Here is a 26506-nt window from a genome sequence, read left to right as displayed (position 1 = left end):
CCTGTGTCGTTCCGTGTTACGAACGCATGACAAGGGGAACAAAGGGTCTGGCACGAACGTATGGCAGCGCGGCAACGCATCATTCCAGTCAGGCGCGAATACAATCGCTGGGTCGCGAACCAGACGCTCGAAGACTACGCGCTGCGCTTTACTGCGAAGAGCGCACGGCAATTCTCCTCCCAGCGTATTTCGCAGACCGCAATCGGAGCGATTTCCTTCCTGGCGCTTGAGGCCATCGGCGGCGCAATTACGCTGTCTTACGGCACGACCAACGCCTTCTACGCGATCCTCGTCGCCTCGATCGCCATGCTGGCGATTGGCCTGCCCATCAGCCGCTATGCGATCCGCCACGGCGTCGACATCGATCTGCTGACGCGCGGTGCGAGCTTCGGCTATATCGGCTCGACCATCACCTCGCTGATCTATGCGAGCTTCACCTTCATGCTGTTTGCCATCGAAGCCTCGATCATGTCGGGTGCGCTGGAGCTGACGCTCGGCATCCCGCTCTGGATTGGCTACATCATCAGCGCCGTCATGGTCATTCCGCTGGTAACGCACGGCGTCCGCCTTATCAGCCGGTTTCAACTGCTCACACAGCCGTTCTGGATCGTGCTCAACGTTCTTCCCTTCATTTTCATTGCCGTGATGGACTGGGAGAAGTTCGATCTCTGGCGGGCCTTTGCTGGCATCCGCCATGCCTCCGGCCCCCCGGGCACTGTCGCGTCCTTCGATCTCGTAGAGTTCGGCGCCGCCTCTGCTGTCATTCTAGCGCTGATGTCGCAGATCGGCGAGCAGGCCGACTTCCTCCGCTTCCTGCCGCCGGAAAAGCAACGCAACTGGCGCCATCGCCTGGCCGTCTTCCTTGCTGGTCCAGGCTGGGTGATCATCGGGGCACCGAAGCTGCTTGCGGGCTCCTTTCTGGTCGTGCTGACCTTCGCCTCGGGCGTACCGGTCGATCGCGCCGCCGATCCGGCACAGATGTACCTGACGGCCTTCGGCTACATGATCCCCTGGCACAATGCCGCATTGCTGCTGATGGCCGCCTTCGTGGTGGTCTCGCAGCTGAAGATCAATGTGATGAACGCCTATGCCGGATCGCTCGCCTGGTCGAACTTCTTCTCACGCCTGACGCATAGCCATCCTGGCCGCGTCATCTGGCTCATTTTCAACGTGGCGATTGCGCTTCTTCTGATGGAGCTTGGCATCTACAGGCTGCTCGAGGAGACGCTGGGCATCTTTTCGATTATCGCCATGGCATGGCTTTGCACGATCTCCGCCGATCTCTTCATCAACAAGCCGCTTGGCCTCGCCCCTCCCGGCATCGAATTCAAGCGCGCCCACCTCTACGATATCAACCCGGTCGGCCTTGGCGCCATGACGCTGTCGGCCGGCATCGCGTTGATTGCGCATTTCGGCGTCTTCGGCTCCATCGCCGCGTCGCTGGCGCCCTACATCAGTCTCGTTGTCGCGCTGATTGCCTCGCCGCTGATCGCCTGGGGTACGAAGGGCAAGTTCTACCTCGCGCGCAAGCCGCGCCACAGCTGGAAGAACCTGGCCAACATCACCTGCTCCGTCTGCGAGCATCCCTTCGAGCCAGAGGACATGGCTTGGTGCCCGGCCTACGCGGCACCGATCTGCTCGCTCTGCTGTTCGCTCGACAGCCGTTGCCACGATATGTGCAAGCCGAAGGCACGCTTGAATGCCCAGATCGGCACGGTCGCCAAGGCAGTGCTGCCTGAGACCGTCGTCGAGAAGCTGACCACCCGCCTTGGCCGCTACGGCATCGCCGTCGTGCTGGCGCTCACTGCCGTCGGCGCCATCCTGGCGATGATTGCCCATCAAGTCTCCGCGGCTTCGCCGGAAACTGCCGAGGTGGTCAACCGCACCATCCTGGTCGTCTTCTTCGTCTTTGCGGTCATCGCCGGTGTCGTGTGCTGGTTCTATGTGCTTGCCCATGACAGCCGGGTCGTGGCCGAGGAGGAATCCTCGCGGCAGAACACGCTGCTGCTGAAGGAAATCGCTGCCCACAAGAAGACGGACGCGGCCCTTCAGACCGCCAAGGAAACAGCAGAGGCGGCCAACCGTGCCAAGAGCCGTTACGTCGTCGGCCTCAGTCACGAATTGCGCACACCGCTCAATGCCGTCCTCGGCTACGCGCAGATCCTTGAACGCGACGAGACGATCCCCGCCCCGCGGCAATCCTCGATCAAGGTGATCCGCCGCAGCGCCGAGCATCTGTCTGGTCTTATCGACGGGCTGCTCGATATTTCCAAGATCGAAGCCGGGCGCCTGCAGGTCTATTCCAACGAGATCAACATCCAGGACTTCCTGGATCAGATCGTCGACATGTTCCGTCCGCAGGCACATGCCAAAGGACTGACCTTCCATCATGAGCGCTCGCCGGCCCTTCCGCAATTTGTGCGCACCGACGAGAAGCGGCTGCGCCAGATTCTTGTCAACCTGCTCTCCAACGCCATCAAGTTCACCGACGAGGGCAGCGTCACCTTCGACGTCGGATACCGCAGCCAGGTGGCGACCTTCACCGTCACCGATACAGGCCGCGGCATCTCCGAGAAGGACTTGAGCCGCATCTACGAGCCGTTCCAGCGTGGCGAGGCCGACAGCATCCGGCCGATGCCCGGCCTCGGTCTCGGCTTAACGATCACGCGGCTTTTGACCAACACGCTCGGCGGCGAAATCTCAGTGAGCAGCGAGAGGGACCGTGGAACAGTGTTCCGCGTTCGGCTTATGCTTTCGGCCGTGCTTCGCGAAATGATCGTCCCACCACAGGAGAAGAAGATCATCAGTTACGACGGGCCGCGTCGTACGATTGTCGTCGTGGACGACAATGAAGACCACCGCGAAATGATGCGCGAGGTTCTTGTCCCTCTCGACTTTGTCGTCCTGACTGCGGCGAGCGGCGCCGACTGCCTGACCTTGATCGAAGGCATCCTGCCCGATCTTTTTCTCGTCGATATCTTGATGCCCGGCATGAATGGATGGCAACTCGTTTCGCGCCTGCGCGCACATGGCCAGGCCGCTCCGATCGTCATGTTGTCAGCCAATATCGGCGATGCCGCCGCTCATCGCGACAGCGACGACAGTCACAACGATGCAATCGGCAAGCCGGTCGACATCAAGCAGCTGCGTGACAAGCTTGCGCTCCATCTGGGCTTGAAATGGCTCTATGGGGAGGCGACCCCACCTACCCCCACCAAGCATGAACGGCCGCTGCTCAGCCCGGGACCCGCGCATCTGCAGGAATTGTTGCGGCTCGCCGAGATCGGCTACATCAGGGGCATCGAGGCGAAGCTTGCCGACCTTGCCAAGGTGGAGGCAAATCAGCCATTTACGGAAGAACTCCGTATTTATGTTGCCGCCTTCGATCTCAACGGCTTCATGAATTTCCTGCATCACTTTGATAAGAAGGTAGAAACCCTTGGCTGAGCTTCCGCGCGACATCGTTCTGCTGGTGGATGACTCGCCGGAAGCACTGGGGTTCCTGACCGACGCTCTGGAGCAATCCGGATTCTCCGTATTGATTGCAACGTCGGGATCGGCTGCGCTGAACATCGTGGAGCGCATTACCCCCGACCTCATACTGCTGGATGCAGTCATGCCATCCATGGATGGCTTTGAAACCTGCAGGAAACTGAAGGCAAACCCAGCAATCAGCCAGATTCCCGTCATCTTCATGACCGGGCTGACGGAGACCGAGCACGTCGTTCGTGCTCTCGAATCCGGAGGCGTCGACTACCTGACGAAGCCGATCAACATCGATGAGCTGCGCGCCCGCATCGGAGTCCATCTCCGCAATGCGCGTTCGGCGCTGAGCGCCCGAGTGGCGCTCGATGCTGCCGGTCGGCATCTCCTTGCGGTCAAGGGCAATGGCGACATTCACTGGTCGACGCCACAGGCAACCCGCCTCGTCAATGCCGCAATGGAGCGAGACGACGCGATGGATACCGTGGTCGGCAAAATTGCCGATTGGATGAAGGCCCGCTCGGGATCGGCGCGCGACGGCGCGATCTCCGTTTCGCGTGCAGGCAAAGACGTGCTTCAGCTCGCCTTCCTCGGCGCGATCGGTGCTGACGAATATCTGTTTCGTCTCACGGCGAACAATGCGCGCGCCGGCGACGAGGTGCTGCGCCGGCATTTTTCGCTGACACAGAGGGAATCCGAGGTGTTGCTATGGATTGCGAAGGGCAAGGCAAACCGCGACATTGGCGAGATTCTTGGCCTTTCGGCGCGCACCGTAAACAAGCATCTCGAACAGATCTACGTGAAGCTCGGTGTCGAAAACCGCGCCTCTGCCGCCGTCAAAGCCGCTCATGTCCTGCACGAGATGTGATTCACTTAGAATGCTTCGGAGAAAGCCGCATTGATCCGCAAAGCGCCCGAACGCGCTATCCAATCGCTCCAAGGTTTCACTCGAAAACATTGCGCAGACCGGCTGCCTAACGAATGGCGGTAGCTAAAGTTCAAGCCCATGCAGCCGAGCCCAACTGCTGTGGCTTGCTGCCCCTGGATGAGAACTCGCTTTCTTCATGGATATTGCCTCTTTTGCTTCAATGCGCAGAGGATTGCCCGTTCGGGCTAGCGCGATTATGTAACGAGTGTCGCCGGCTCGGATAGTAAAGGTGGTATCCAGGAAGTGATGACATGCTTTCTTCCAAAGTAGCCGACCGATTTGATGTGAGGGCAACCTTTAGCTGGGCTTCCAAATGACGCGGTAAGAGAGTCGTCCATGAAGGCTCACTTCAGCCTGGGGAGAAAAATCCTTGTGGGGAAAGTGTTAATAGAAATGCGGGGAAAGCGTCAATAGGAGCGCGGGGAATGTGTCAATAGGTGTGCGGGGGGTCGCATCGCCGCGATCCGGCCGCGTGGTGAATCGACGGGTTGATCGCCGGGACCGCGATCGTCCACGAGCCGATCCTGGTCACACGCAATGTCAAGGATTTCGAAGACACGGACGTATCTGCGATCAATCCGTGGGAGGCACCGGCGTGAGGAGCTCTATGATGTACCTCTATCAACCATGCTACGAATGTAGGCGCAGAACATGTCAGCCATGGCGTCGGCATAGGCCTCTATCTCGGCCGGTCTCCGTGGCGTCTCTGAAAACTCCTTACCGACAGCGCTCATCGTCGTGATGATTAGGTCGGCGGCCAGTTTCCGGGCGGTACCGGTGCTGTGGGGAAGCACTTCCAACATGAAATTTCCGAAGATTGGATCGCCCGCTTCCTTTGCCTCTCTTGCTTCAGGCGCATCTCGATAGAGCGGGGCGGCGTCATCGAGCGCGACGCGGACCGTCGCTTCCTCGCATTCGGACCGGATAAAGGCGTGGACGAGGGTCCGTAACCGCTGAAACGGCGAACGTGTGCGGTCGTCGAGAATGCGCCGCAGAAGATCCGTGGTCTGCTGCCACTCGTCGCTTTGCAACCGAAAAAGGATCGCGGCCTTGTTGGGAAAATACTGGTAGAGCGATCCTATGCTTACGCCGGCTTTTTCCGCCACTCGAGCGGTGGTGAACCTCTGAGCACCCTCCTCTGCCAAAACCTGAACAGCAGCCTGCAAAATGGCTTGGACAAGCTCGTTCGAGCGCGCCTGCCTCGGCTGTTTTCTTGAGGATATACGGGCACTTGGACGATCCGTCATCGGGGCGCTCGGCAATGCGATTAGCGAATGCGACGAATTATTCGTATTTTCGATCCTAACACAAGTCGCTTTCCTGCCACGGAGCTTTTCATGACTACCTTGACGACAGAACCTCTCGCACCGCTTCTCGATCGCCTGTTCAAGGAAGCTGACGCGGCATCAAGCCCGGCGATGGCCGCGCTTTCGCGCGACGAGCGCGAGCGTCTCATGCGCAGCAAGACAGACTATCTCGATTTGTATGGGCGGATGAAGGATCTCTGGCTTCCGGTGTCGCGCGAGACGGGCACGCTGCTCTATGTGCTGGCCCGCAGCTGCGGCGCAAAATCGATCGTGGAATTCGGCACATCGTTCGGCATCTCGACGCTCCACCTTGCCGCCGCGCTGCGGGACAATGGCGGTGGGAGATTGATCACCAGCGAGTTCGAGCCCTCCAAGATCGTGCGGGCGCGCCAAAACCTGGCTGACGGCGGCCTTATCGACCTTGTCGAAATCCGGGAGGGTGATGCGCTTAAGACCCTGAGCGCCGATCTTCCCGAGGCGATCGATGTGTTGCTGCTTGATGGGGCCAAGTCCCTGTACCGCGAGGTTCTGGACCTCGTGGAAGATCGCCTCAAACCCGGCGCACTGATCGTCGCGGACAACGCCGATTACTGTCCCGACTACCTCGCCCATGTTCGTACATCCGCGTCGGGCTACATCTCCGTGCCTTTCGCGGACGATGTCGAGCTGTCTATGCGGGTCGGATAAATCGGCTGCTACTCAGCCTTCAAGACTCGTCCCCGAGATCGGAGAACCATCATGCACGTATTCGTAACACGCGCCACTGGCTGGCTGGGTCGGCTCGGCCATCGTGGACGACCTTTTGAGCGCCGGCCATCGCGTCACCGGCCTCGCCCGCTCAATGGCGAAGGAAGAGCATCTTGTCGCCGGTGGCGCCAACGTGATCCAGGGTTCACTTGATGACATTGATATCCTGCGGAAAGCCGCGGCGACGGCGGACGCCGTCATCCATACCGCTTTCAACCACGGGCGAGTTCAGGGCGAGCGAGGCTGCGGCCCCTCGACAGACTCGCCGTTCGGGTTCGGCGCCGGGGTGTCTCTCGTGTCTCGGCATGGCTGTTTGCGATCACGCGACTCAACTGGCGCTTCGTCGTCGTCGGGACGGCGGACAGGCTGCCTTTCAGGAATTCGCCCTTTGGGTGGGGCAACAATTTTCTTGGGCATGGCCGTTACTCCAGCTTCAAACATAACAACCGGCTCGAAGGACTGAAAGTTCCCAAAGGCGAACCCCGAGGCGCCCATTGCTTCGTTCGGGCGGCGTAGGAACCAAGTGCGTCGAGCAGCGTCTGCTGGCGAACCGGTATGGTAGCTTTAGCGTTGTGCAGAAGTTCTTGACCATACGCGATGATCGAAAGGCCGCCCGGCAACGTGGCGGCGCAAGATCAAAAGCCCGAACGAGATTCACTCGTGGGACAACCCTGTCCCGGCAAATAGGAGGAGCGACGATGGTCAACTCTAATCTGAATCAATCGCACGACCTTCTTTCCACCGACAACGTGGCGGGGACAAACGCGTCGCCACCGAGATGGCGCTAAACGTGCTCGCCTACAACATGAAGCGAGTGACGGCCATACTGGGAGTTGACGGATTAATGGAGGCGATGCGGGCATGAGGCGATCCTCAGCGTGCTAAATCCATCATTGCCGCCGACTGCTGCGATCACCGAGGTCTACAAGGCCAAATTTCGCGAGAATAGTCTTCTCGAACCGACAAAACCCGCTAGACCGAAATTCCATCTTTACGACCGCCATCCGAACAGGTTTTCACACAGCCTGGACCCATTGCGGACCTTATTGCCTCCGGCGAAATTCAGAGAGAGCTTGCGCGCGAGGCAATCATCTTCAACATGAATGGGAAACAGTGGGCCGCCGCCTACGCTGCCGGTGGACGATACCGAATTGACTTCGCCTTTTCCAAAGCTTGGATCGTATCGTCAACACTGAGGAGGACAGTGGTCTCAATAGAGCTGAGCGCGCCTCCTGCGCCGATAGCAAGGGCGACAGCTGCCATCGATACGTTATCAGGCGCTTCCCACAGATTCCAACCATCGTGCTCGCCAAAAGCGTACCAGAACCCATGGAGCTTTCCGCCGACGGATTCAATGTAAATACGTGCCGCCTCTCGGCGATCCTCGGGGTTTTCGATCATGCGCGCCCACGTCTCGGGCGTGTAGCTGAAGCGCGTGAGATACAGGGCCATGGTTTGCCTCCTCCGTCAGAAGAACACAGTTAGCGCTCAAGCCCAGGAGAACGCGAGTCATTTCCAATGTGCGGGCAGGTGCCTCCCTGCCTGCTTCGTTCGCAAAGCTTCTTGGATGCTGTTATCAAAGGCGCTTTTCCAGTGCCGGTGAAGGTCACCTGGACTTTGAGACCATCGTCAAGCGGCCCCCGCGTTAAAATCCGGATCAGCATGAGGCGCAGTTCTTTTTGCTCGCTGTCGGGACAGAACAAAAAGCGAATCCCGGAGAAGCGGACGCGGGAGCATGTATATTCTAGTAAAAATGTAGAGACACTTTAATTTAGCCTCGTCTTATTCCGGAGGGCATGATGAAAATCACAAGACGAGCTTTCACTGCGGTGGTGGCAGGTGCCATCGCGACACCTTTGACGCATGTTCGACTGGCTCGCGCGGCTGACAAGGTCATACGTATCGGCTACCAGAAATATGGGACTCTGGTGCTTCTCAAAGGCAAAGGGACGCTGGAGAAGAAACTTGAACCCATCGACTACAAGGTTGAATGGACCGAGTTTCCGGGCGGTCCCCAGCTCCTCGAGGCCCTGAACGCGGGTGCTGTCGATTTCGGATCGACCGGCGAAACGCCGCCGATCTTCGCCCAGGCCGCGAACGCTCCGCTTGTCTACGTCGCACACGAGCCGCCCGCCCCGCGCGGCGAAGCCATACTTGTCCCGAAGGATAGCCCCATAAAGTCTGTTGCGGACCTGAAGGGCAAGAAGGTCGCCTTCAACAAGGGCTCGAACGTGCATTACCTGCTCGTTAAGGCGCTCGAAGAAGCTGGTTTGTCCTATAAGGACGTGGAGACATCCTTCCTCGCCCCCGCCGACGGTCGCGCAGCGTTCGAAAAGGGCGCGGTGGATGCATGGGTCATCTGGGATCCCTTCCAGGCAGCTGCGGAAGTGGCGATCGAAGCGCGAGAGCTCAGAAACGGCGAGGGAATCGTTCCCAATCACCAGTTCTATCTCGGCACCAGGGCGCTGGTCGACGGCCACGGCCAGGCGATCGATGTCTTGATCGACGCCATTTCCGAGATTGACCAATGGACCAAGTCCGACACGGCGGCTGCGGCTGCGGAGTTATCACCATCGGTCGGCATCCCTGAACCTGTCCTCGTCAAGGCGCTCGAGCGTCAGTCCTACGGGGTCAAGAACCTGGATGACTCCGTTGTCGCGCAGCAGCAGGACATCGCCGACACCTTTTTCAAACTCAAGCTCATTCCCAAGAAGGTGACGATTGCCGACGTTGTCCGCAAGGGCAAGGCGTGACGCCCAGCTGCCGCACGCGTCGCGTCGACCGATAGATAAACGAGTTCCGCTTCTGTCGGGACTCGCAGACTTTCGGGAAAAAGGTTGAAAGCCGCTAGCTGGGAGACGACCGTCAGATAATCGTAATTCCTGCGCGCTTACCCCAGCCCCTCAACCCGAGAAGAAGATTGGGATTTGTCGCAACATCGTAAGCGGTTAGCCGATGGCGTCAGGCTTGAAGTTCCATGGCATAAGCGCCTCGAGCTCGGATACTGGCCAGCCTTTAGCGATGCGGGTCAAGGTCTGGGAAAGCCAGTCGAGCGGATCGACGTTGTTCATTTTGGCCGTCTGGAGAAGCGTGGCCAGTGTTGCCCACGTCCGTCCACCGCCTTCACTACCGGCGAATAGACTGTTTTTCCTTGTGATCGTTTGGGGCCTGATCGCGCGCTCAACGGTATTGGAGTCAATTTCGATGCGACCGTCCGTCAGGAAACGCTCCAGTGCTTCGCGCCGGGTGAGCGCGTAGCGGATTGCGTCAGCGGTCTTGGACTTGCCAGAGACCTTACCCAGTTCCTTTTCCCAAAGATCAAAGAGGCCGGAGACGATGGTTGCAGATCTTTCCTGACGCAGCATGGAGCGGCTGTCGGCATCGCGACCGCGGACCTCATCCTCGATGCGCCACAGCTCGGTCATCGCGATGATCGTGTCCGTTGCTGCCTTTGAGACACCGCTGATGTGAAGGTCGTAAAACTTGCGACGAAGATGCGCCCAGCACCCTGCGAGTTGGATCGTTTCATTGCTGCCGGCCTTGGCACGTGTCTTGGCAAGATTGGTATAGGCCGAGTAGCCGTCTACTTGCAGGATACCGCTGAATCCGGCGAGATGACGCGCCACGCAATCAGCGCCCCTGCTGTCCTCAAAACGATAGGCCACCATCGGCGGGCTGGTTCCGCCATAGGGGCGATCATCGCGAGCATAAGCCCATAGCCAGGCCTTCGTCGTTTTCCCCGAACCAGGCGCAAGAGTGGGTAAGGTGGTTTCGTCGGCGAAGATCCTTTCGCCCTCCTTGACGCGTTCAAGGATGTAATCGGCGCATATCTGCAGCTCAAAGCCCAGATGCCCCATCCACTGGGCCATCAACGATCGGCTGATCTCGACACCGTCGCGTAGATAGATTGCCTCCTGCCGGTAAAGCGGAAGGCCGTCGGCGTATTTGGAGACGGCGATATAGGCGAGCAGCCGCTCCGTCGGCAGGCCGCTTTCGATGATGTGTGCCGATGCCAAAGCCTGGAGCACGCCATCGTTGCCCCGGAAGGCATATTTGGGGCGACGCGTCACGATGACCCTGAACTTCGGCGGCACGACATCCAGTCGTTCGGAGCGATCCTCACCGATCAGGACCTTTTCCAGCCCCTCGCAGCCGGCCGGGATCTCTGGCTCGATCACTTCCTCTATGCGTTCGAGATGAGCGGCAAAACCCTTGCGCGGACGTGCTGCTCGTTTCGGCTTGTCTTTGGCCGCGTGATCAAGCTCGCTCTGGATTGCCGAAAGACCGGTCTCAACTTCCTCGAAGGCAAAGGACACCTGTTCGTCGTTGATGCCAAGACGCAGTCGTTCTGAACGGGTGCCATGTTGGGTGCGCTGCAGAACCTTCAGGATCGATGTGAGGTTGGCAATCCGCTCGTTGGCGCTCTTCTCCACCGCCTCCAGCCGGGCGATCTCAGCTTCAGCGGCCTTCAGTCGGGCTTCTTTCGCAGCCTGCTCGCGCGCCATCGCGAGGACCATCGCTTTCAGTGCGTCAACGTCGTCCGGCAGGTCGTGAGGGGGCAAATCCATGGCAATAAGTAGAGCACAAAAACAGCCGTTTTCCCAACCATTACAGCGGCATGATTCATCTTGCCGCAGGCGCTGTCAGCCCGTCAACAAGGGTCGCCTGACCTTGGTCGGGCGGATCTTTTTCCAATCCATTCCGGCCAGCAATGCCATGAGCTGAGAATGGTCCAGACGTATCCGTGCCGCCGATATGCCCGGCCAGCAGAAGCCTTGATCTTCCAGGGTTTTCGAATAGAGGCAGACACCACTGCCATCCCACCACACAATACGAATACGATCGGCCCGTTTCGACCGGAAGACGTAAAGCGCGCCATTGAAGGGATCGAGACCGCCATCCCGCACCAGCGCCATCAACGAGGCGGCCCCCTTGCGGAAGTCGACCGGCTGGCACGACACATAGACCACCACACCCGAAGCGATCATGCCTTGCGAACCGCCCGCAGAACCTTCACCAGGTGATCGGGGTCAAAATCGCCGCCGACGCGCACCACCATATCTGCAATGACAATATCCACCGAGCCGCTGCTTACCGTTTCAACGCGCGCGAACTTGATCTGCTTGCCCGTTCCCTCCGTCAGGGGCGCAACAACTCCCGATGCCAGTGCCTTGCGACGCCACCCATAAAGCTGCGAGGGATCCAAGCCTTCAGACCGGGCAACCGCCGAGACATTGGCCCCAGGCTGCAGCGTCGCGGCGACGATCCGCGCCTTTTCGTCATCCGACCAGTCCCGCGGCTTGCGTCGTCTTCGCACGGGCTCCGCGGTCAAAACCTCAAACGTTCGAGGGTGATTCACACTGTCGCTCATAGAATTCTCCGCATGACTCATGCAGAAAATCGCCCATCAGCAGCCCGAATGATACGTGGGGTGGCCTACGCGCTTACGCAACATCGAAGCAATCCAAGACATCAAAGTCGCTCTGTCGGACACGGTCTCCGAAGTCGATCAGGCAGCTCTCTGGATCACATTGGCGCGACGTCCAGAATAAGCTTTTGATATCGGGATACGCACTGTGAAGCCTGCGCGCCCACAAGGCCGTTTTCAGATAGGTCGACTTTGGTATCTCTGTCAAATTCGTGCGGGCGATACCCCAGGCTTTGAGGTCCGGGGACGCGGCTGCCTCCCGGCTTGTCGCCGCATAAAGCGATGGGACACAGGTGCCGGTCACGTCTGCGAATGGCGCAAATCTGGTCGGTTGCCCGAGGCACGGATTGAACTGACCCGGACGAGACACAGTTGCATGCGTCCGATGAAGTACTGATCCAGCGCTGATCGTCGCGATATTGACGGTCGCGAATGCAGCCGGTGGAGGCGGAACACTGTTCCCCCTCACCCAATACCGTCCTGATGTTCCTTCTTGGCCGCAGCCACCAGGGCGTCCGCATTATCGAGGAGATCGATAGGTACGGCATCTTCCAGCCAGCCGTTCGAAGACACGAACCACAACGCCTTCTGCCACGCTGTCATGGATTGAGGAAGCGCCGCCAGAACCTGCTTTATGGTTGAGTGCGGTCGGCCGTCCTGGAACTGAAACGCCGGGAAAAACTCAGAGCCTCGATGCTGAACGGAAATGATTTCGCCATTCTTCTTCCAGCGCGCTGCTGTTGCGTAACTGTTCTTTGCGCTGGAGCCAGACTGCTTTCCAACATCGATACTACTTAGTTGAGGCACCGCCTGGACAAAGCGATCACGTAACGCAAGATTGTCTGCCGCAAGCACGCCGCGCGCATCTGCGAGTTCGTCCGGCAAAAGCACTTCCGCTAGCTTGCCTATCGCTGCTTCCAGTCGATTCTCTTCGACCGAACCGCTTACCCGGACCAGTGCGTCAGCGAAAGTTTTCACCGACTCCTTGCCGGCCGCGGATAAATTCCGGTGGAGACGCAGAATGACGGAGTCGCCGAATGCGATTTCGGCCACTGCATTGGCGAACCGCCGTAGCTCGTGCTCAGTTCCTCCGACCCTCAAAGTCTTGCCTTTCCGAAAAGAACCGAGGGCCTCAAAAATCGCAGCCGATAGTTTCGCTTGGACGGCGCTTGAATCGTTGCTGGGGATCACCGGTGAAGCCACGCCATCTATCAGTATGGCGTGGTCGAAGAGTGGCTGCATTTTGAGCCTTGTGATTTTAGTGATAGGTTTTCCATATCACTTATGTCACGCCGCGTTGATATCAAGTGGTCGGCCAGGATGGAAGCCCACGGTCATGGCAAAGCTGCCGCACGCGATCGTGAAGGCCGCTGCCGTTCTCTTGCGGATGCAGTTACACGCCGCACAAGGCAACGATCCGCGAACCTGCAGCAGCCTGACGCTGGTGCGCGAGTGGCGCATATTCGGGGGATGCAAAGAGACCACGGATGGCATCCATGTCCGGAAATTCGATGATCAGCATGTTAGTTGATTGCCATTCTTCGAGCTCGAGTGGGGCGTCATCGAGAGCGATGAGGCGGCCGCCAGCTTTTGCCACCAAGGGCAGAGCCTTCGAGCGATAGTCTGCGATGGCTTCAGGGTCGTGAATGTCGAGGTCGACAACGAGATAGGCGGACATGACTGTCTCCATCTAATGAGTTTGAAGTTTAGAGGCGTGTCTTGCGGATGTGGTGACGCGGCTTATGGCAAGTGCCGCCACTTCACCATGCGCTCCCGAAGATCAAGCGTGCCGCCATCCACGGTGAAGCTGCCGTCACCGCGATGATGAAGGGTCCGTTGTTCCTTGCGGGTTTCGTCGATCCAGATCCGCTTCGCCTTGAAGACGAAAAGATTGTAGCGGTCGACGAGGCTCGGATCGACAACGCGGCATTCGATATTGGCGAGGCAGTCCACTAGCAGCGGCGCTGCGATATCCGTTGCCGGACAAGTCCTCAAGCCGAACCGCTCGAACTTATCCACTGTGCCACCGGAGCAGTTTCCGATATCCACCACGGTTTCGGCAAGATCGACAGCTGGAATCGCAATCACGCATTCGCCGGTCTTCTTCAGCGCCTGATAGCTGTGATCCCAAGGACCGATGACGCAACCGATCAGCGGCGGTGCATGCTGGATCATCATGTGAAAACCCATCGTCATCACATTGGGCGTCCGGTCGAGGCTCGTCGTCACAAGAACGATCGGGCCGGGTTCGAGCAGCCGATAGGCTTGAGAAGGGGAAATCTCCTTCACTGTGCTCTCCTTCGTGAGTTGCTTCCCCGCACACATGCAGGGAAGCCAAAAGATGTTTGGTGTGGAGTTACCAGCCCTGCTCGACCGGCAGAACGAAAAGTTCGGCGACGTCCACGTGGGCGGGCGCCTGTGCTGCGTAAACGATCGTGTCGGCGATGTCCGCGCCCTGGAGGAACGTCATCTGCTTGGCGAGATCGTCCATCTGCTGACGATAGCCGGGGTCGCTGATGTGATCGTAAAGTTCGGTTGCAACGGCACCTGGCTGGATGCACGTCACCCGAATGTTGTGCTTCTGGCCGACTTCCATGCGCAGACCGTCGGAGAACGCGGTTACCGCGTGCTTGGTGGCGCAATAGATCGACAGGCCCTTAAAGACCTTGCGGCCAGCGATCGACGACATGTTGAAGATATGGCCCGAATGCTGCTTGATCATCTGCGGCAAAACGGCAGCCGTGGTGTTCAGGAGGCCCTTCACATTGACATCGACCATCCGGTGCCATTCGTCGATCTTGAATTGATCAAGATCCGAAAGCGGCATCAGTCCGGCATTGTTGACGAGAATGTCGATCGCACCATAGGCCCCGACCAGCTGTTTGACGCCGGCTTCGACTGCGGCCGGATCAACCACGTCCATTTCGATCACGAGGGCTTCACCACCCTTCGAGGCGATCTTGCTCCTCAGATCTTCAAGCATGTCGGTGCGACGGGCAGCGATGCCGACCTTTGCGCCGGCCTCGGCAAGCTTCAAAGCGGTAGCGGCGCCGATGCCACTCGATGCACCTGTGACCAGCGCAATCTTTCCGTTGATATTCGTCATAGCTTATCTCCTAGTCTTGGCGCCCTTCCGGCTGAAAGGACGGTCGTGTTCGACAAGGAGAAACATAAAGGGGAGGGCTTGATCCCTCTCTCGGGACCTTGCGAGACCTGTCGGGATCTTGCTTTAAATCAACGAGAACTGGGCTGAAATCCTAGCTGCGGCGATAATCACTAGGCGAGACGCCTGCCTCCCGGCGGAAAATCTGAGCAAAATGGCTTGGACTCGAATATCCAACCGACATGCCGACCTCGATAATGCTGGTGTCGGTCTCCTGCAGAAGTTGCTGGGCCCTGGCTATGCGTTGGCGAATGAAGTGGCGCGATGGAGAGAGGCCGGTTGCCTTCTTGAAGAGACGGCTGAAATGGAACTCGCTCATGCCGGCCATTTGCGCCAAACGTGCGAGATTAAGAGGCTCCTCCAGGTGCGCCTCCATGAACGCAATGGTCCGCCGTAGCTTTGCGCCGGGAAGCGCATTCGATGGCCGCGTCTCTGCGTCATGTCTCGCGTATTGCCGGATAAGATGAACGGTGAGCGCTTGTGCCAATCCCTGAACGAAGAGGCGGCTTCCCTGCCCTTCTGCCGTCAGTTCAGCATGGATCAACTCGAGTATGTTAGAAAGCTGTTGATCGCGGCCGCCCGAAATGTCGCGCAAGCGCATCGCGCTGGCAGCCTTGCCGAGAATCTCTTCGGCCACCCGATCAAACAGCTGAACGGAGAGATAGAGATGCATTACCTGGAATGGCTCGTCTCCCTCGGCACGCCAGCGCATCTCATACGGAGTAGGCGACCGCGTCAGGAAAAAGTCCCCAACCTTAACGGTGTTAGCCTCCCACTCCCCACCCAGATCCCGTTCTTCCACACATGCCTGCCCGGATATCACCCAAACAATCAGGGGCTCGGCGACCGCCGGAACAAGAAAAGGCTGCTGCACCTTCAAACGGGAAAACACCTGCACGAATATATCCGTCCAGGCTGGTCCATCCCCACTGACGAGTGTTCTGCCGGCAATGTATGTTTCCAGCCCGGCCGGCGACGTTCGGATCGGGACTGACGATGTTTTTCCTCTCGACGATCAACTGCCATTGTGGCTCCAGGTGTGGCGACTTCCGTCCTCGAATAAGGGTATTCATCGTGCCGACCGACAAGGGTCGGTATAATCAATGGTCTGGACGCAATCGGAGATACGTCACGCGCAAAAGGCGGTGTCGCGTCAGATACCGCCTTCAGATCAGGGTAGATGGTGACTGCGTCTTTTGCCTACCCCCTGCGGTACAGAACCATCCCGGCATGGTGCAGAACGTCATCGACAAAATCGCCGTCGGCGGTAAAACCGGTATCGTCCCAATACTTGATGTGATTTCCGGACACTGCGTACCGCCCTTGATAGGCGCTTTCGCGTGAGCCGCGCGCCTCATCGTAACGTCCGTTTGGGAGCAACTCGTGCCGGATCCGGCCGTCCGCGGTCTCCCACATGCCAACATATGGGTGGTATGACGTGGCAACGGCGGTCATTGCGCGGTCCCCGCCTTGCCCAGGAACTGCTGGATGCTTTCGGGCTTAACGATCCATGCATAATTCAGCTCATGATGGATTTTCCATTTTCCGCCGGTGCATTCCCAGCCGAGCTGCGAGCGACCGTCGAACGCGATGACCTTGCCGTCAAGACGGTCGATACGACCGACGAAACCAAGCGTCGTTGAAGCGACGGTGTCGCCGACAATCGCATCGTGGCCACCGGTCAGGCCATGGTGAACCGATCGTGCGGCGTTTTGCAGCGCCTCCCAGTTTGCGCCATAGCGGGCCGAATCGCGAAAGAGCTGGGCGTCGCCGGGTGCGAAATTGTCGTAGAAAACGCCATTTGTGTCTCTCAAGTCGTAGTACCTGCTCAGCTTTTGAGAGAATACGAAACTGGGGTCGCCCTCATGACGCTCCCAGCCTTTCATGATCCAGTCTGCATGCAGTGCCAAGGGAGCATCGGCGCCCTTTCGGGGACATGAGTTATCCTGTGCAGCAACAGGTCCGGCGCAGGCGCCAATAGCGATAGCAGCGGCGAGTATGATTTTGACGTGTGTCATGGGGGCTACCTTCCTTTTGTCGTCGTGCCGCCAAGTCAGGTTCGTCGGCACGAGGAATAGGTAGACAAATTCGATTGTCGCTTGTATCTCCTGTTGGCTAACCTGATTGGTTAGTGAAATTCGACAATGACAATCGACCTGAACCTTCTGCCTGTCTTTCTCGCCGTCGCTGAAGAGGGGAATTTCAGGGCAGCCGCTGACCGCCTCGGCGTCACGCGTTCTGCCGTGAGCCAAGGATTTAGACGGCTGGAGGACATCTGCGGTATCGCGCTTGTCAGCCGCACTACGCGCAGCGTGCGTCTTACCGAGGCGGGCAACCGTTTTCGTGAAGCACTTTCCCAGCCAATGGCCGACGTAAAATCCGCATTCGATGAGGTGGCGGGTGACGTCAGGCCTCGCGGCTTGCTGCGGATTGCAGTCGCGTCGATTGCGGAACAGTTTCTCTCCGGCCCACTGATCGCTTCGTTTGCCGAGGCCCACCCGGGTGTTATGCTCGACGTAACGGTGACCGACGATATGTTCGACATCGTTGCCGCCGGCTTCGATGCGGGGGTGCGGCTGGGCGAAGTGATTGAGCAGGATATGGTGGCGGTCCCGCTGACGAGAGAAGAGAGAGGAGTGGTGGTTGCCTCGCCACAGTATTTCGAGCTCCACGGGACCCCGCGCCATCCACGGGAATTGGCGCATCATCGTTGCATCGGATGGCGCCCATCGCCTAGCGCAGCTCCCTACCGATGGGAATTCGAGCAGGACGGCATAGCCTTCGACGTGGCCGTCGAGCCGCAAATTACGACAAACGACCTGCGCCTGATGATCCGGACAGCGCTCGCCGGCGGCGGTATCACGTTTGCATTGGAAGAGACATTTCGTCCCTATATTGATCGCGGCGAGCTGATCACGGCACTCGACGATTACCTGCCACCCTTTCCCGGATTCTTTCTATACTTCCCGAACCGGCGGAACATGGCACCCAAGCTGCGCGCGCTCATTCACCATGTTCGCGAGTACAGACGGCCTGGAGCAGGCACCGCGCAAGGCGCCCGATGAGCCATGATGAGGGCGTCGTGCTTGCGGTATCCAGTTATAAAAATTGGCGCGTCGGAATGCTCGTGCATTGGCCTCAAGATTTCGAGTTGAGCGAGCGCTAACCCAGCTCTTGATTGTATTCGCGCTAGACTTCGCGTAAAAGCTTTAGGGTGTGCAATCACGATGGAACCGCTACGATGGATGCGATTCACACTGAAGGCTTCGACGCTGCTTTGACCCTGACTGATCACATTGAGCACCTGCCGGACAGGAAGCGGCGCGAGCTGGCGCGCATCATCGAGATCCTGTTTGCTGAGGTCGAACGCTTCCAGTCGACAAAGCTCTCCGAGAAGAAAGGCGCCGGCCGGATCCTGAAGGTCATCCTTTACGGATCGTTTGCCCGGGGTGACTGGGTCGAGGATCGCCTCAGCGGCTACCGCTCTGATTACGACCTGTTGATCGTCGCCAACACCAAGGCCTTTGCCGACGAGCATGACCTCTGGCAAGGCATCGACGAGCAGCTGTTGAAAGAGCAGATCGGCCATCGCATCGAAACCCCGGTCGTCCCGATCATCCACACGCTGGCGGATGTCAACGATCAGCTCGCCCGCGGTCGGCCCTTCTTCGTCGATATCGCCAGAGACGGCATCGTTTTGTACGAACAGCCTGGTCATCCCCTGGCAGAGCCGAAGCCGCTGACGGCGGAGGAGGAGCAGCGTGAGGCGAAGATTTACTTCGAACAGTGGTACAAGCTGTCTGCAGAAGCATCAAAATTCGCTGAATTCGGCATATCAAATGGCATGTGGCGCGACGGAGCATTCATGCTGCATCAAGCCACCGAACGCGCCTATCATTGCGCCCTGCTGACGCTCACCCTCTATAGCCCCAAATCACATCGAATTAAGGTGTTGCGCTCTCAGGCCGAGGGCGTAGACGGCCGACTAATCGCCGCGTGGCCGCGCGACAGCCGGTTTTCTCGCCGGTGTTTCGAATTGCTATCACGGGCTTATGTCGAGGCACGATATTCGTCGAAATACGCAATCACCACCGAGGAACTCGCTTGGCTTGCTGAGCGCGTTAAGGCCCTGCAGGATCTCGTAGAAGCTATTTGTCGCGAACGGCTTTCCTTGTAGGGCTTTGGGAGAAGGTCCGCCTTGAATGGGACAGAACGCGGAGTCCCGAATTCACCTTTCGCGGCATAATGCTCGCCAAGCAGTTTAGTGGTTCGCTTTTATCAGCCTGAAGACGTACCAAGTGCCACCAAATCCCCATAACCACCGCTTTCCCTTTGCCGCTTACGCGCTGAGAAATCAGGCCGAATTGCTCGCTCGACCAGACGTTCTCGGTTCTGGAAATCAGATTATAAGGAGCACACGGATGTTCGCTCGACCAGTTTACAGGGCATAACGCGACTGCTCGGACGAGCCTTGCTTCCCGCCACCACGCTATTCAACAATTCCGCCCCTTCCAGACCTAAATCGTAATAAGGCAAAGCCGCAGTGGTCAGTTCCGGCTTCAGCGCCAGGGAAACCGTCCGGAAATCGTCAAAGCCGACAATACTGACATCCTCGGGGATGCGGAGACCCAATGCCATTGCCGCGATGTAGATTTGGATCGTCATTTCGTCATTGCCGCTCATGATTGCAGTCGGTCGATCCTTTTGTTGGAGCATCTCTGTCGCAGCGGCAAAAACGTAGTTCTTCTCCGCTCCAACCGGTCCTTCCATGCCCAGACGGATACTCAGGTCGCTCTCTGCAAGGCCAAAGTCTCCAGCGGTTTTACGGAAGGCATCGAGGCGCAGTTGCGCACCCAACAAGATGGGATTGAGCCGGATGTAGCCGATCTTTCGATGACCCCTGTCAAGCAGATAGCGGGTAAGGTCTTGCGCGCCCTGGTAGTCATCAGGCTCGATAGACGGTAGCAGTTCGTTCGTCTGAGGCCTGCAGTTGATCATTACCGTCGGAATCCGGACATCGCCTGCCTCAGGATCCACGGTGCGACGGTACATTGTCACATAAAGAACGCCGTCAATCCGATGGGACTGGAACATTTTCCAAACTTCAGCCTCTCTCTCGGAAGAGCCGCCAGTATTTGCCATGAGGATGGTCTTCCCGTTCGCATTTGCCCAATCCTGTATTCCTCGCACAATGTCGACCGAATAAGGTGTGGTAGACACATAATCTGTGATGATGCCGAAGGTGTTGGAACGGCTCGAACGTATGAGGCGCGCCGCCATGTTTGGAATATAGCCGAGGTCCCGGATAGCCTTCTCCACTCTCTCCCGGGTCTCCTCAGTCACATAAGGTTCACCGTTGATAACCCGTGAAACTGTTTTGTTGGAAACCCCGGCCGCTTTCGCGACGCTGATAATGCTGACCATGTCCCGCCAATCTCCTTGCTGGGCACCGTTCTAAACCAGTTATATGACAACGTCGACATATTTTTCTGACAACGTCGACAATACGCGTTGACAACGTCGTCATAAGGCGACTATGTTCCTGCCAAGCAAGGGCGCCAACGCAAGCGCCCTGGCAAGCAAGGGAGGAATCGATGAAGAAACTGGTTGGTGCTAGCGCGCTTGCGCTTGTTTTCATGGCGGCCTTTGCCAGAGCCGAAACCATCAATATCCTGGTGGAAGGCGGCGGCGAGATGCTGCAGAAAGCAGTCGCGGAGAAGTTTACTGCCGAAACCGACATCAAGGTGAACTTTACCGTCGTTCCCGATCAGGGTGTCTTTGATAAGTTCTCGGCCGAAATCGCCTCCGGCTCTTCAGCTTTCGACGTCGTGACGATCGACGTCGTGTGGAATGCGAAGTTCGCAAGCCATGTCGACGACCTCTCGCCTCTTTTCACAGATGCGGTTCGTGCGGACCTGCCGCCTTCCTTGCTTGCCGACGCGAAAGTCGGTGACAAACTGATCGGCATGCCTGCCTGGGCCAATGCGGAGATCGTGTTCTATCGCAAGGATCTCTTCGACAAGCCGGAAGAAAAGGAGGCCTTTCAGGCAAAATATGGCTATCCCCTCGCTCCTCCCAAGACCTGGCAGCAATGGCGTGACATCGCGAAATTCTTCACGCGTGATACCGATGGTGATGGCAAGACCGACTTCTGGGGCACCGACACGATCGGCACCTTCTCGGAGGAATGGATGGCGCATGTGCTGCAAGCGGGCTCACCCGGCGTGATCCTCGACAAGGAAGGCAAGGTCATCATCGACAATGAGGCGCACAAGAAAGCACTCGAGTTCTACATCGCACCACATTGCACCGATCATTCCGTCCCGGAAAACGTGAACGAAATCGGCTGGGGTGAGGCGCAGAACCTGTTCTATCAGGGCAAGACGGCCATGATGAAGTTCTGGGCGCATGCCCACAAGATGACGCCAGCGGATTCCAAGGTCAGCGGCAAGGTCGGCGTCGTACCGATGCTGACCGGTGACGCTGGAATCGCAGCTATTCCCGGCCCCTGGTACAACGTTGTCCCCTCGACCTCCCAGCACAAGGACGCGGCGAAGAAATTCATTGCTTTCGCCATCGCCAACAATGCGCTGGGCATCGAAGCGCCACTCGGCCTTGCCGCGACGAATTCCGCCTATCGCAGCTATTCCGGCAAACCAGGTTATGAGCACTTTACCCCGCTTCTTGAGACGCTGAGCGCGCCTGCGACGCAAGGCCGGCCGATCAACGAGAAATATCAGGAAATCGTCGACGAAGGTGTCCTGCCCGCCGTCCAAGAGGCGCTGACCTGCAAGGCGGATGTCGGAGAAGTGCTGAAGGAAGCCAAGGGCACGATTGAGGACATCCTCAACTAATCCGACACTTTCCTCAACATCGCGGGTGGATGAGATACCGCCCGCATTATCAGCTCTCGGAGACGGACATGTCGGGTGAAGACCGATTTGTGCTCTACATGCTTGCGCCCGCGGTTGCGATCCTCGGCTTGCTGGTCGCTTACCCGGTGGGGCTCCTGATATTCGACTCCTTTTTCAAGGTCGACACGATCACGCCCCACATACGCGAATGGGTCGGGCTGCAGAACTATGTCGACGCGTTGACGTCGAAACGAGTCGCGGAGAGCGCTCTGAGGACCCTTCAATATTCGGTCTTCGCGTTGTTCTTCGAATTCACCTTCGGTTTCTGTGCCGCGCTGCTGTTTTCGGCCATGGCTGGGGGGTCGCGGTGGCACCGTACGATCTTCGCTCTGCCGTTGATGGTTCCGCCCATCGTCGCGGGCCTGCTGTGGCGGTTCCTGCTGGTCGGCAATATCGGCATCCTGAACTACGGCCTGGTCCGCCTTGGGCTCATCAGCGATCCCAATGCGATCGCATGGCTGTCCAGTGAAGATATCGTCATTTATTCTGTTTCCTTTGCCGACATCTGGCTGACCACCTCTTTCGTCGCCCTTGTGTCGTATGCCGGATTGACGAACATCCCAAGGGATCTGCTGGAAGCCGCAAGGATCGACGGGGCGAACACGGTCAAGCGGTTCTGGCACGTCACCCTGCCGCTAATGCGGCCGGTGATCGCCGTCGTCGTGATCGTGCGCGGCGTGGATGCAGCCAAGACTTTCGACCTCATCTGGATACAGACCCAAGGTGGTCCCCGCCACGCCTCGGAAGTGTTCTCGATGAACATCTACCAGCGCATGGTTCGTTTCGGCGATCTCGGCGAGGCGTCCGCATCCGGCGCCCTGTTCCTCATTGTCATGATGCTTTTCGCCGCCGTTGCCTATTGGAAGATTTGGAGGCCGGCCCATGCATAAAGCGCGCCGTCTCAATATCAGCAGTGTCCTAGTCAACGCCGCGGCCCTTGTACTCGTGCTGTCCTACGCGCTGCCGTACATATATCTGCTCATGACCTCCATCAAGCCGGCGGCCGATGTCCAGCAGATCCCGCCGAGCTTCTTTCCCGCCGTTCTATCGTTCGAGAATTTTCGCGAAGTCCTGCAATCGTCGACCCTGCCGAGAGCTTTCGTCAACTCTCTCACTGTGGCGGTGCTGACGACTGCGCTTTCGCTGGCGGTGGCCGTTCCCGCCGCCTATGTCGCCACACAGTACCGACGCCGGATCACGACGCTTTTCCTGCTCTTCGCACTGGTCACGCGCATGGTGCCGTCGGTGTCCCTGGGTGTGCCACTGTTCCAGCTTCTAAAGTCTCTGGGCCTGCTTGATACGATTCCGGGCCTGGTTCTCGCCCACACCTCGGCCGCCGTGCCGCTGGCGCTGTTGCTCATGTCCGCCTTCTTCGAAGGCATGCCGAAGGAACTCGAAGAAGCAGCACGCATGGATGGCTGCACACGTTTCCAGGCCTTTCGAAAGATCATCCTTCCGGTCATGACGGGTGGGATAGCGGTGACCGCACTCTTTACCTTCATCACAAGCTGGAACGAGTTCCTCTACGCGCTGCTGTTGACGTCGGAGGCGACCAAAACGGCGCCGATCGTCATCGCCGAATACAATTCGGTCTATGGGCTTGCCTGGGGGGCGATGACAGCTGCGGCCGTCCTCTACTCGCTGCCGGTCATCATCGTAACGCTCGCACTTCAAAAACAAATCGTCGGCGGCCTGACTTTCGGCGCTGTAAAGGGATGAGGGAGGCAAAGGCATGGCCGGCATAGAACTGCGCAATATCAACAAGGTCTATGGAAACAACTTTCACGCTCTGCACGATCTGAGCTTCGACATCAGGGATGGCGAGTTCATGGTTTTCGTCGGTCCTTCAGGATGTGGAAAGTCGACGGCGCTCAGGATGATCGCTGGTCTGGAGAGCATTACTAGCGGTGAACTCAGGATCGGTGACAAGTTAGTCAACGATGTCGATCCCAAGGATCGCGACATCGCCATGGTCTTCCAGTCCTATGCGCTCTACCCGCACAAGACAGTGCGGGAGAACATTGCCTTTCCCATGCTCATGGCAGGCCTGCCGAAGACCGAGATTGCCAGCCGCGTAGACGAAGCCGCACGCATCCTCGAACTGACGACTTTGCTCGACCGCAGGCCAGCACTCCTTTCAGGAGGCCAGCGTCAGCGTGTCGCCATGGGACGAGCAATCGTCCGCAAACCAGCGGCCTTCCTGATGGATGAACCGTTGTCGAACCTCGATGCCAAGCTGCGCGTGCAGATGCGCGCCGAGATCGCCAGCCTCCAAAGAAAACTGAATGTCACTACGATTTACGTGACCCACGACCAGGTCGAGGCGATGACGATGGGTGACCGCGTAGCTGTCATGAAAGGCGGCGTGCTGCAGCAAGTCGACACACCGCAAAACCTATACAATCGCCCTGACAATGTCTTTGTCGCGGCCTTTATCGGATCGCCCTCGATGAACTTGTACGAGGCCGTTCTGAATGGAAGGACGCTGACCCTAGGCAGCAACAGTTTCGAAATCCCTGACCGGGTTTTCGAATACCGCCCCTCGCTCAACGGTGCGTCTAACCTTCAGGTCATTGTCGGCATCCGGCCCGAGCACATGAACGACGCCGCAATCCGGCCTTCTTCGGCCGAGATCTCGGCCCCGGTCACTCTTGTTGAGGCGCTAGGGTCTGAATCCATGGTTCATCTGAATATCGACGCACCCTGGGTGGATGCTGGCGACCCGGACGCCGTCGCCGACATCGGCGACGAAAAAGCTGCTGTAGCCCGTTTTTCTCCGAAGAGCACAGTACGCGCAGGTGACATCGCGCGCATCGCTGTCGATGCCGAAGAACTTCACTTCTTTGAACCGGACACCCGCACCAGCATCTGGTGATGGGAGCCAGGAGAAAACAAGTATGACTAGCCCATCTATCGCCACCAGATGCCTGCAACTCTTTCTGATCTCCCGCTAGGATCCTGCTCCAAACTCAAACAGAGAGCTGGTTGAACGCATTTTCCCCAGGTGGCTCGCGAGCAACAAGCCAATCAAGCACATCAGTCTACTCTCGCTGTGGAATAAGAAATGTCCGAGGAGACATTAACAATGGTTAGCGAAAACTATTACGACGTAACAAAGTATCCCGTAGGGAACCCCTATGAGGATATTGGAGCGGTCATCAATAGCATCGTTGCGGATATTAAAAGCAGGCAACCGGTTTCCGATCTAAATGATGGCGGAAAACCTGGAGCAGTTATCCATATACCGCCAGGCGATTATCGTCTTGTCACTCAAGTCGTTATAGACGTGAGCTATCTGAAAATTGTGGGCTCTGGACATGGTTTTACGTCTTCGAGCATCCGTTTCAACACACCCGCAAACGAGCTGGCACACTGGCACGAAGTGTGGCCGGGCGGAAGTCGCATACTTGCGGACATTTCTCCAGAGGCCGCCGACGGTGAGGCTGCTGGAGCCGCGTTTTATGTTAAGCGCACCGGAAATCCTCGTATGAGCTCTGTGGAGTTTGCTGACTTTTGCATCGATGGCCTGCACTTCATTGACGATGGTTCGGGACAAAATGATGCAGAAAATACATACAAGAATGGCAAAACGGGAATCTATGTAGGCAGCGCCAATGACTCATTCCGAATAACCGGGATGGGTCTTATCTATCTGGAGCATGGAGTTACTGTTCATGATGCAGATGCGCTGGCGATAGATAACAATTTCATTGCAGAGTGCGGCAACTGTATCGAATTGAAAGGTATGGGGCAGGCCTCAAGAATAGCAAATAATTTTGTCGGCGCCGGATATAGGGGACATTCCATTTACGCTGAAAATTATGGGGGCATTCTAGTATCCTCAAACAACGTATTTCCTCGAGGAGCTAGCAGTGTCTATTTTTCGGGCGTGGTGCGTTCCTCGATCACAGGAAATAGATTCCATTCCTTCTATCCCGGTATGTTGGTTTTTGCTGCTAACTGTTGCGAGAACTTGGTTTCCTCAAATCACTTTTTGCGAGATCGCGAGCCATGGGCGCCCATGCAGAAGTACGATAACGGCTTGGATGATCTGTTCGGACTTTTGCAAATTGATGGCAGCAACAATTCGGTAATCGCGAACCACATTACAGAAACAATAGATACTCAATATATCAAGCCTCTCGCCGTAAAGCCTGTGATAATTAATGTGGTTTCCGGTAGCGGCAATTACATAGCCAATAATCACATTGTGGCCACAACCGAAATATCGCAAATCAACGATGCACCAAACAGTGCCTGTTTTTCAACACAAGTGGGCGCATTGCTTTCAACTAACAATTTGAAGGCACTCGAAGTAACAGCAGTACTGGTGCAAAAGGGGTCGGTACGGAATACAGTCCTAGATTCAGGCAATGACGAACAGGTTGAGATGGACAGAACAATGAATGCATTTAGGGGCACTCCAGTTCCTGGGCAATAGTCGGCAAAGTTTCAATATAGACCGAGCGTAGCTAGACCGTCTGTCGAAAATTCAGTGACTATTCGGAGTTGTGTTCATGACGAACCAAATGGAAA

The 26506-nt window shown here is 57.6% G+C and carries 25 protein-coding genes and 1 pseudogene; 13 read left to right on the top strand and 13 right to left on the bottom strand.

The features are described 5' to 3' along the window. The first annotated feature begins 60 nt into the window (after positions 1–60). The 3 genes and pseudogenes from ACSQ9D_RS30150 to ACSQ9D_RS30140 form a co-directional block, all read left to right on the top strand. Positions 61–3447 carry a hybrid sensor histidine kinase/response regulator gene (locus ACSQ9D_RS30150; RefSeq protein ID WP_436285481.1) on the top strand — a complete coding sequence of 1129 codons (3387 nt, stop codon included), beginning with the start codon at positions 61–63 and terminating at the stop codon, positions 3445–3447. Next, the gene (locus tag ACSQ9D_RS30145) at positions 3440–4351 is read left to right on the top strand and encodes a response regulator (RefSeq protein WP_436285480.1); all 912 of its coding nucleotides are present in this window, start codon (positions 3440–3442) and stop codon (positions 4349–4351) included. Before ACSQ9D_RS30150 ends, ACSQ9D_RS30145 begins: the two co-directional genes overlap by 8 nt. Positions 4352–4858: 507 nt before the next feature. Then, positions 4859–5010, top strand: a pseudogene (locus ACSQ9D_RS30140) (type II toxin-antitoxin system VapC family toxin); the annotation flags it as partial. Between the two features lie 6 nt (positions 5011–5016). Here ACSQ9D_RS30140 and ACSQ9D_RS30135 read toward each other — a convergent pair. After that, a complete protein-coding gene (locus tag ACSQ9D_RS30135; RefSeq protein ID WP_436285479.1) occupies positions 5017–5658 on the bottom strand; it encodes a TetR family transcriptional regulator in 642 nt (213 codons plus the stop codon). Between the two features lie 90 nt (positions 5659–5748). Between ACSQ9D_RS30135 and ACSQ9D_RS30130 the strand changes: the two genes are divergently transcribed. Both ACSQ9D_RS30130 and ACSQ9D_RS30125 read left to right on the top strand, forming a co-directional pair. Further along, a complete protein-coding gene (locus ACSQ9D_RS30130; RefSeq protein ID WP_436285478.1) occupies positions 5749–6405 on the top strand; it encodes an O-methyltransferase in 657 nt (218 codons plus the stop codon). A gap of 103 nt (positions 6406–6508) precedes the next feature. After that, positions 6509–6928 (top strand): NAD(P)H-binding protein, encoded by a 420-nt coding sequence (locus ACSQ9D_RS30125; RefSeq protein ID WP_436285477.1) that lies wholly within the window; start codon positions 6509–6511, stop codon positions 6926–6928. Between the two features lie 662 nt (positions 6929–7590). Here the strand turns inward: ACSQ9D_RS30125 and ACSQ9D_RS30120 are convergent. Continuing rightward, positions 7591–7917: a GYD domain-containing protein gene (locus ACSQ9D_RS30120; protein ID WP_436285476.1), complete on the bottom strand. Its 327-nt coding sequence runs from the start codon at positions 7915–7917 to the stop codon at positions 7591–7593. A gap of 347 nt (positions 7918–8264) precedes the next feature. On the opposite strand from ACSQ9D_RS30120, the gene ACSQ9D_RS30115 reads away from it, so the two are divergent. Beyond that, positions 8265–9218, top strand: a complete 954-nt coding sequence (locus ACSQ9D_RS30115; protein WP_436285475.1) for a sulfonate ABC transporter substrate-binding protein — start codon at positions 8265–8267, stop codon at positions 9216–9218. A gap of 195 nt (positions 9219–9413) precedes the next feature. Here ACSQ9D_RS30115 and tnpC read toward each other — a convergent pair whose 3' ends face one another. The 10 genes from tnpC to ACSQ9D_RS30065 form a co-directional block, all read right to left on the bottom strand. Then, positions 9414–11033, bottom strand: a complete 1620-nt coding sequence (gene tnpC, locus ACSQ9D_RS30110; RefSeq protein ID WP_436282212.1) for an IS66 family transposase — start codon at positions 11031–11033, stop codon at positions 9414–9416. A gap of 75 nt (positions 11034–11108) precedes the next feature. Beyond that, positions 11109–11453, bottom strand: a complete 345-nt coding sequence (gene tnpB / locus ACSQ9D_RS30105; RefSeq protein WP_003495066.1) for an IS66 family insertion sequence element accessory protein TnpB — start codon at positions 11451–11453, stop codon at positions 11109–11111. After that, positions 11450–11836: a transposase gene (locus ACSQ9D_RS30100; protein ID WP_436282213.1), complete on the bottom strand. Its 387-nt coding sequence runs from the start codon at positions 11834–11836 to the stop codon at positions 11450–11452. Before ACSQ9D_RS30100 ends, tnpB begins: the two co-directional genes overlap by 4 nt. A 522-nt stretch (positions 11837–12358) precedes the next feature. Beyond that, the gene (locus tag ACSQ9D_RS30095; RefSeq protein ID WP_436285474.1) at positions 12359–13135 is read right to left on the bottom strand and encodes a hypothetical protein; all 777 of its coding nucleotides are present in this window, start codon (positions 13133–13135) and stop codon (positions 12359–12361) included. A gap of 151 nt (positions 13136–13286) precedes the next feature. Next, positions 13287–13571: a DUF1330 domain-containing protein gene (locus tag ACSQ9D_RS30090; protein WP_436285473.1), complete on the bottom strand. Its 285-nt coding sequence runs from the start codon at positions 13569–13571 to the stop codon at positions 13287–13289. Positions 13572–13633: 62 nt separating this feature from the next. Beyond that, complete coding sequence (locus ACSQ9D_RS30085; RefSeq protein WP_436285472.1) at positions 13634–14182, bottom strand: flavin reductase family protein; 549 nt, start codon at positions 14180–14182, stop codon at positions 13634–13636. Positions 14183–14249: 67 nt separating this feature from the next. After that, positions 14250–14999: an SDR family oxidoreductase gene (locus ACSQ9D_RS30080; RefSeq protein ID WP_436285471.1), complete on the bottom strand. Its 750-nt coding sequence runs from the start codon at positions 14997–14999 to the stop codon at positions 14250–14252. A 151-nt stretch (positions 15000–15150) separates the two neighbouring features. Beyond that, a complete protein-coding gene (locus tag ACSQ9D_RS30075) occupies positions 15151–16041 on the bottom strand; it encodes a helix-turn-helix domain-containing protein (protein ID WP_436285950.1) in 891 nt (296 codons plus the stop codon). Positions 16042–16256: 215 nt separating this feature from the next. Next, positions 16257–16511: an Atu4866 domain-containing protein gene (locus ACSQ9D_RS30070; protein WP_436285470.1), complete on the bottom strand. Its 255-nt coding sequence runs from the start codon at positions 16509–16511 to the stop codon at positions 16257–16259. Then, positions 16508–17074, bottom strand: coding sequence for a hypothetical protein (locus ACSQ9D_RS30065; RefSeq protein WP_436285469.1), 567 nt, complete (start codon positions 17072–17074; stop codon positions 16508–16510). The genes ACSQ9D_RS30070 and ACSQ9D_RS30065 overlap by 4 nt, the downstream gene beginning before the upstream one ends. 126 nt (positions 17075–17200) lie before the next feature. On the opposite strand from ACSQ9D_RS30065, the gene ACSQ9D_RS30060 reads away from it, so the two are divergent. Both ACSQ9D_RS30060 and ACSQ9D_RS30055 read left to right on the top strand, forming a co-directional pair. Then, positions 17201–18121: a LysR family transcriptional regulator gene (locus ACSQ9D_RS30060; RefSeq protein ID WP_436285468.1), complete on the top strand. Its 921-nt coding sequence runs from the start codon at positions 17201–17203 to the stop codon at positions 18119–18121. A gap of 176 nt (positions 18122–18297) precedes the next feature. Further along, a complete protein-coding gene (locus tag ACSQ9D_RS30055; protein WP_436285467.1) occupies positions 18298–19233 on the top strand; it encodes a HEPN domain-containing protein in 936 nt (311 codons plus the stop codon). Between the two features lie 227 nt (positions 19234–19460). Here the strand turns inward: ACSQ9D_RS30055 and ACSQ9D_RS30050 are convergent, their stop codons facing one another. Further along, positions 19461–20480 (bottom strand): LacI family DNA-binding transcriptional regulator, encoded by a 1020-nt coding sequence (locus ACSQ9D_RS30050; protein WP_436285466.1) that lies wholly within the window; start codon positions 20478–20480, stop codon positions 19461–19463. A 170-nt stretch (positions 20481–20650) separates the two neighbouring features. Here ACSQ9D_RS30050 and ACSQ9D_RS30045 point away from each other — a divergent pair, with 170 nt between their 5' ends. The 5 genes from ACSQ9D_RS30045 (at position 20651) to ACSQ9D_RS30025 (ending at position 26411) form a co-directional block, all read left to right on the top strand. Further along, positions 20651–21910 carry an ABC transporter substrate-binding protein gene (locus ACSQ9D_RS30045; protein ID WP_436285465.1) on the top strand — a complete coding sequence of 420 codons (1260 nt, stop codon included), beginning with the start codon at positions 20651–20653 and terminating at the stop codon, positions 21908–21910. Between the two features lie 68 nt (positions 21911–21978). After that, positions 21979–22860, top strand: a complete 882-nt coding sequence (locus ACSQ9D_RS30040) for a carbohydrate ABC transporter permease (RefSeq protein ID WP_436285464.1) — start codon at positions 21979–21981, stop codon at positions 22858–22860. Then, on the top strand, positions 22853–23689 hold the full coding sequence (locus tag ACSQ9D_RS30035; RefSeq protein ID WP_436285463.1) for a carbohydrate ABC transporter permease: 837 nt from the start codon (positions 22853–22855) through the stop codon (positions 23687–23689). Before ACSQ9D_RS30040 ends, ACSQ9D_RS30035 begins: the two co-directional genes overlap by 8 nt. 13 nt (positions 23690–23702) lie before the next feature. Next, the gene (locus ACSQ9D_RS30030) at positions 23703–24845 is read left to right on the top strand and encodes an ABC transporter ATP-binding protein (protein ID WP_436285462.1); all 1143 of its coding nucleotides are present in this window, start codon (positions 23703–23705) and stop codon (positions 24843–24845) included. Between the two features lie 210 nt (positions 24846–25055). After that, positions 25056–26411, top strand: a complete 1356-nt coding sequence (locus ACSQ9D_RS30025; RefSeq protein ID WP_436285949.1) for a NosD domain-containing protein — start codon at positions 25056–25058, stop codon at positions 26409–26411. Positions 26412–26506: the final 95 nt, after the last annotated feature.

The sequence above is a fragment of the Rhizobium sp. LjRoot258 genome, assembly GCF_964254185.1.
Classification (GTDB): Bacteria; Pseudomonadota; Alphaproteobacteria; order Rhizobiales; family Rhizobiaceae; genus Rhizobium.
The sequence above is the reverse complement of the archived record's forward strand: the minus strand, read 5'-3'. Positions and strand labels throughout refer to the sequence as shown.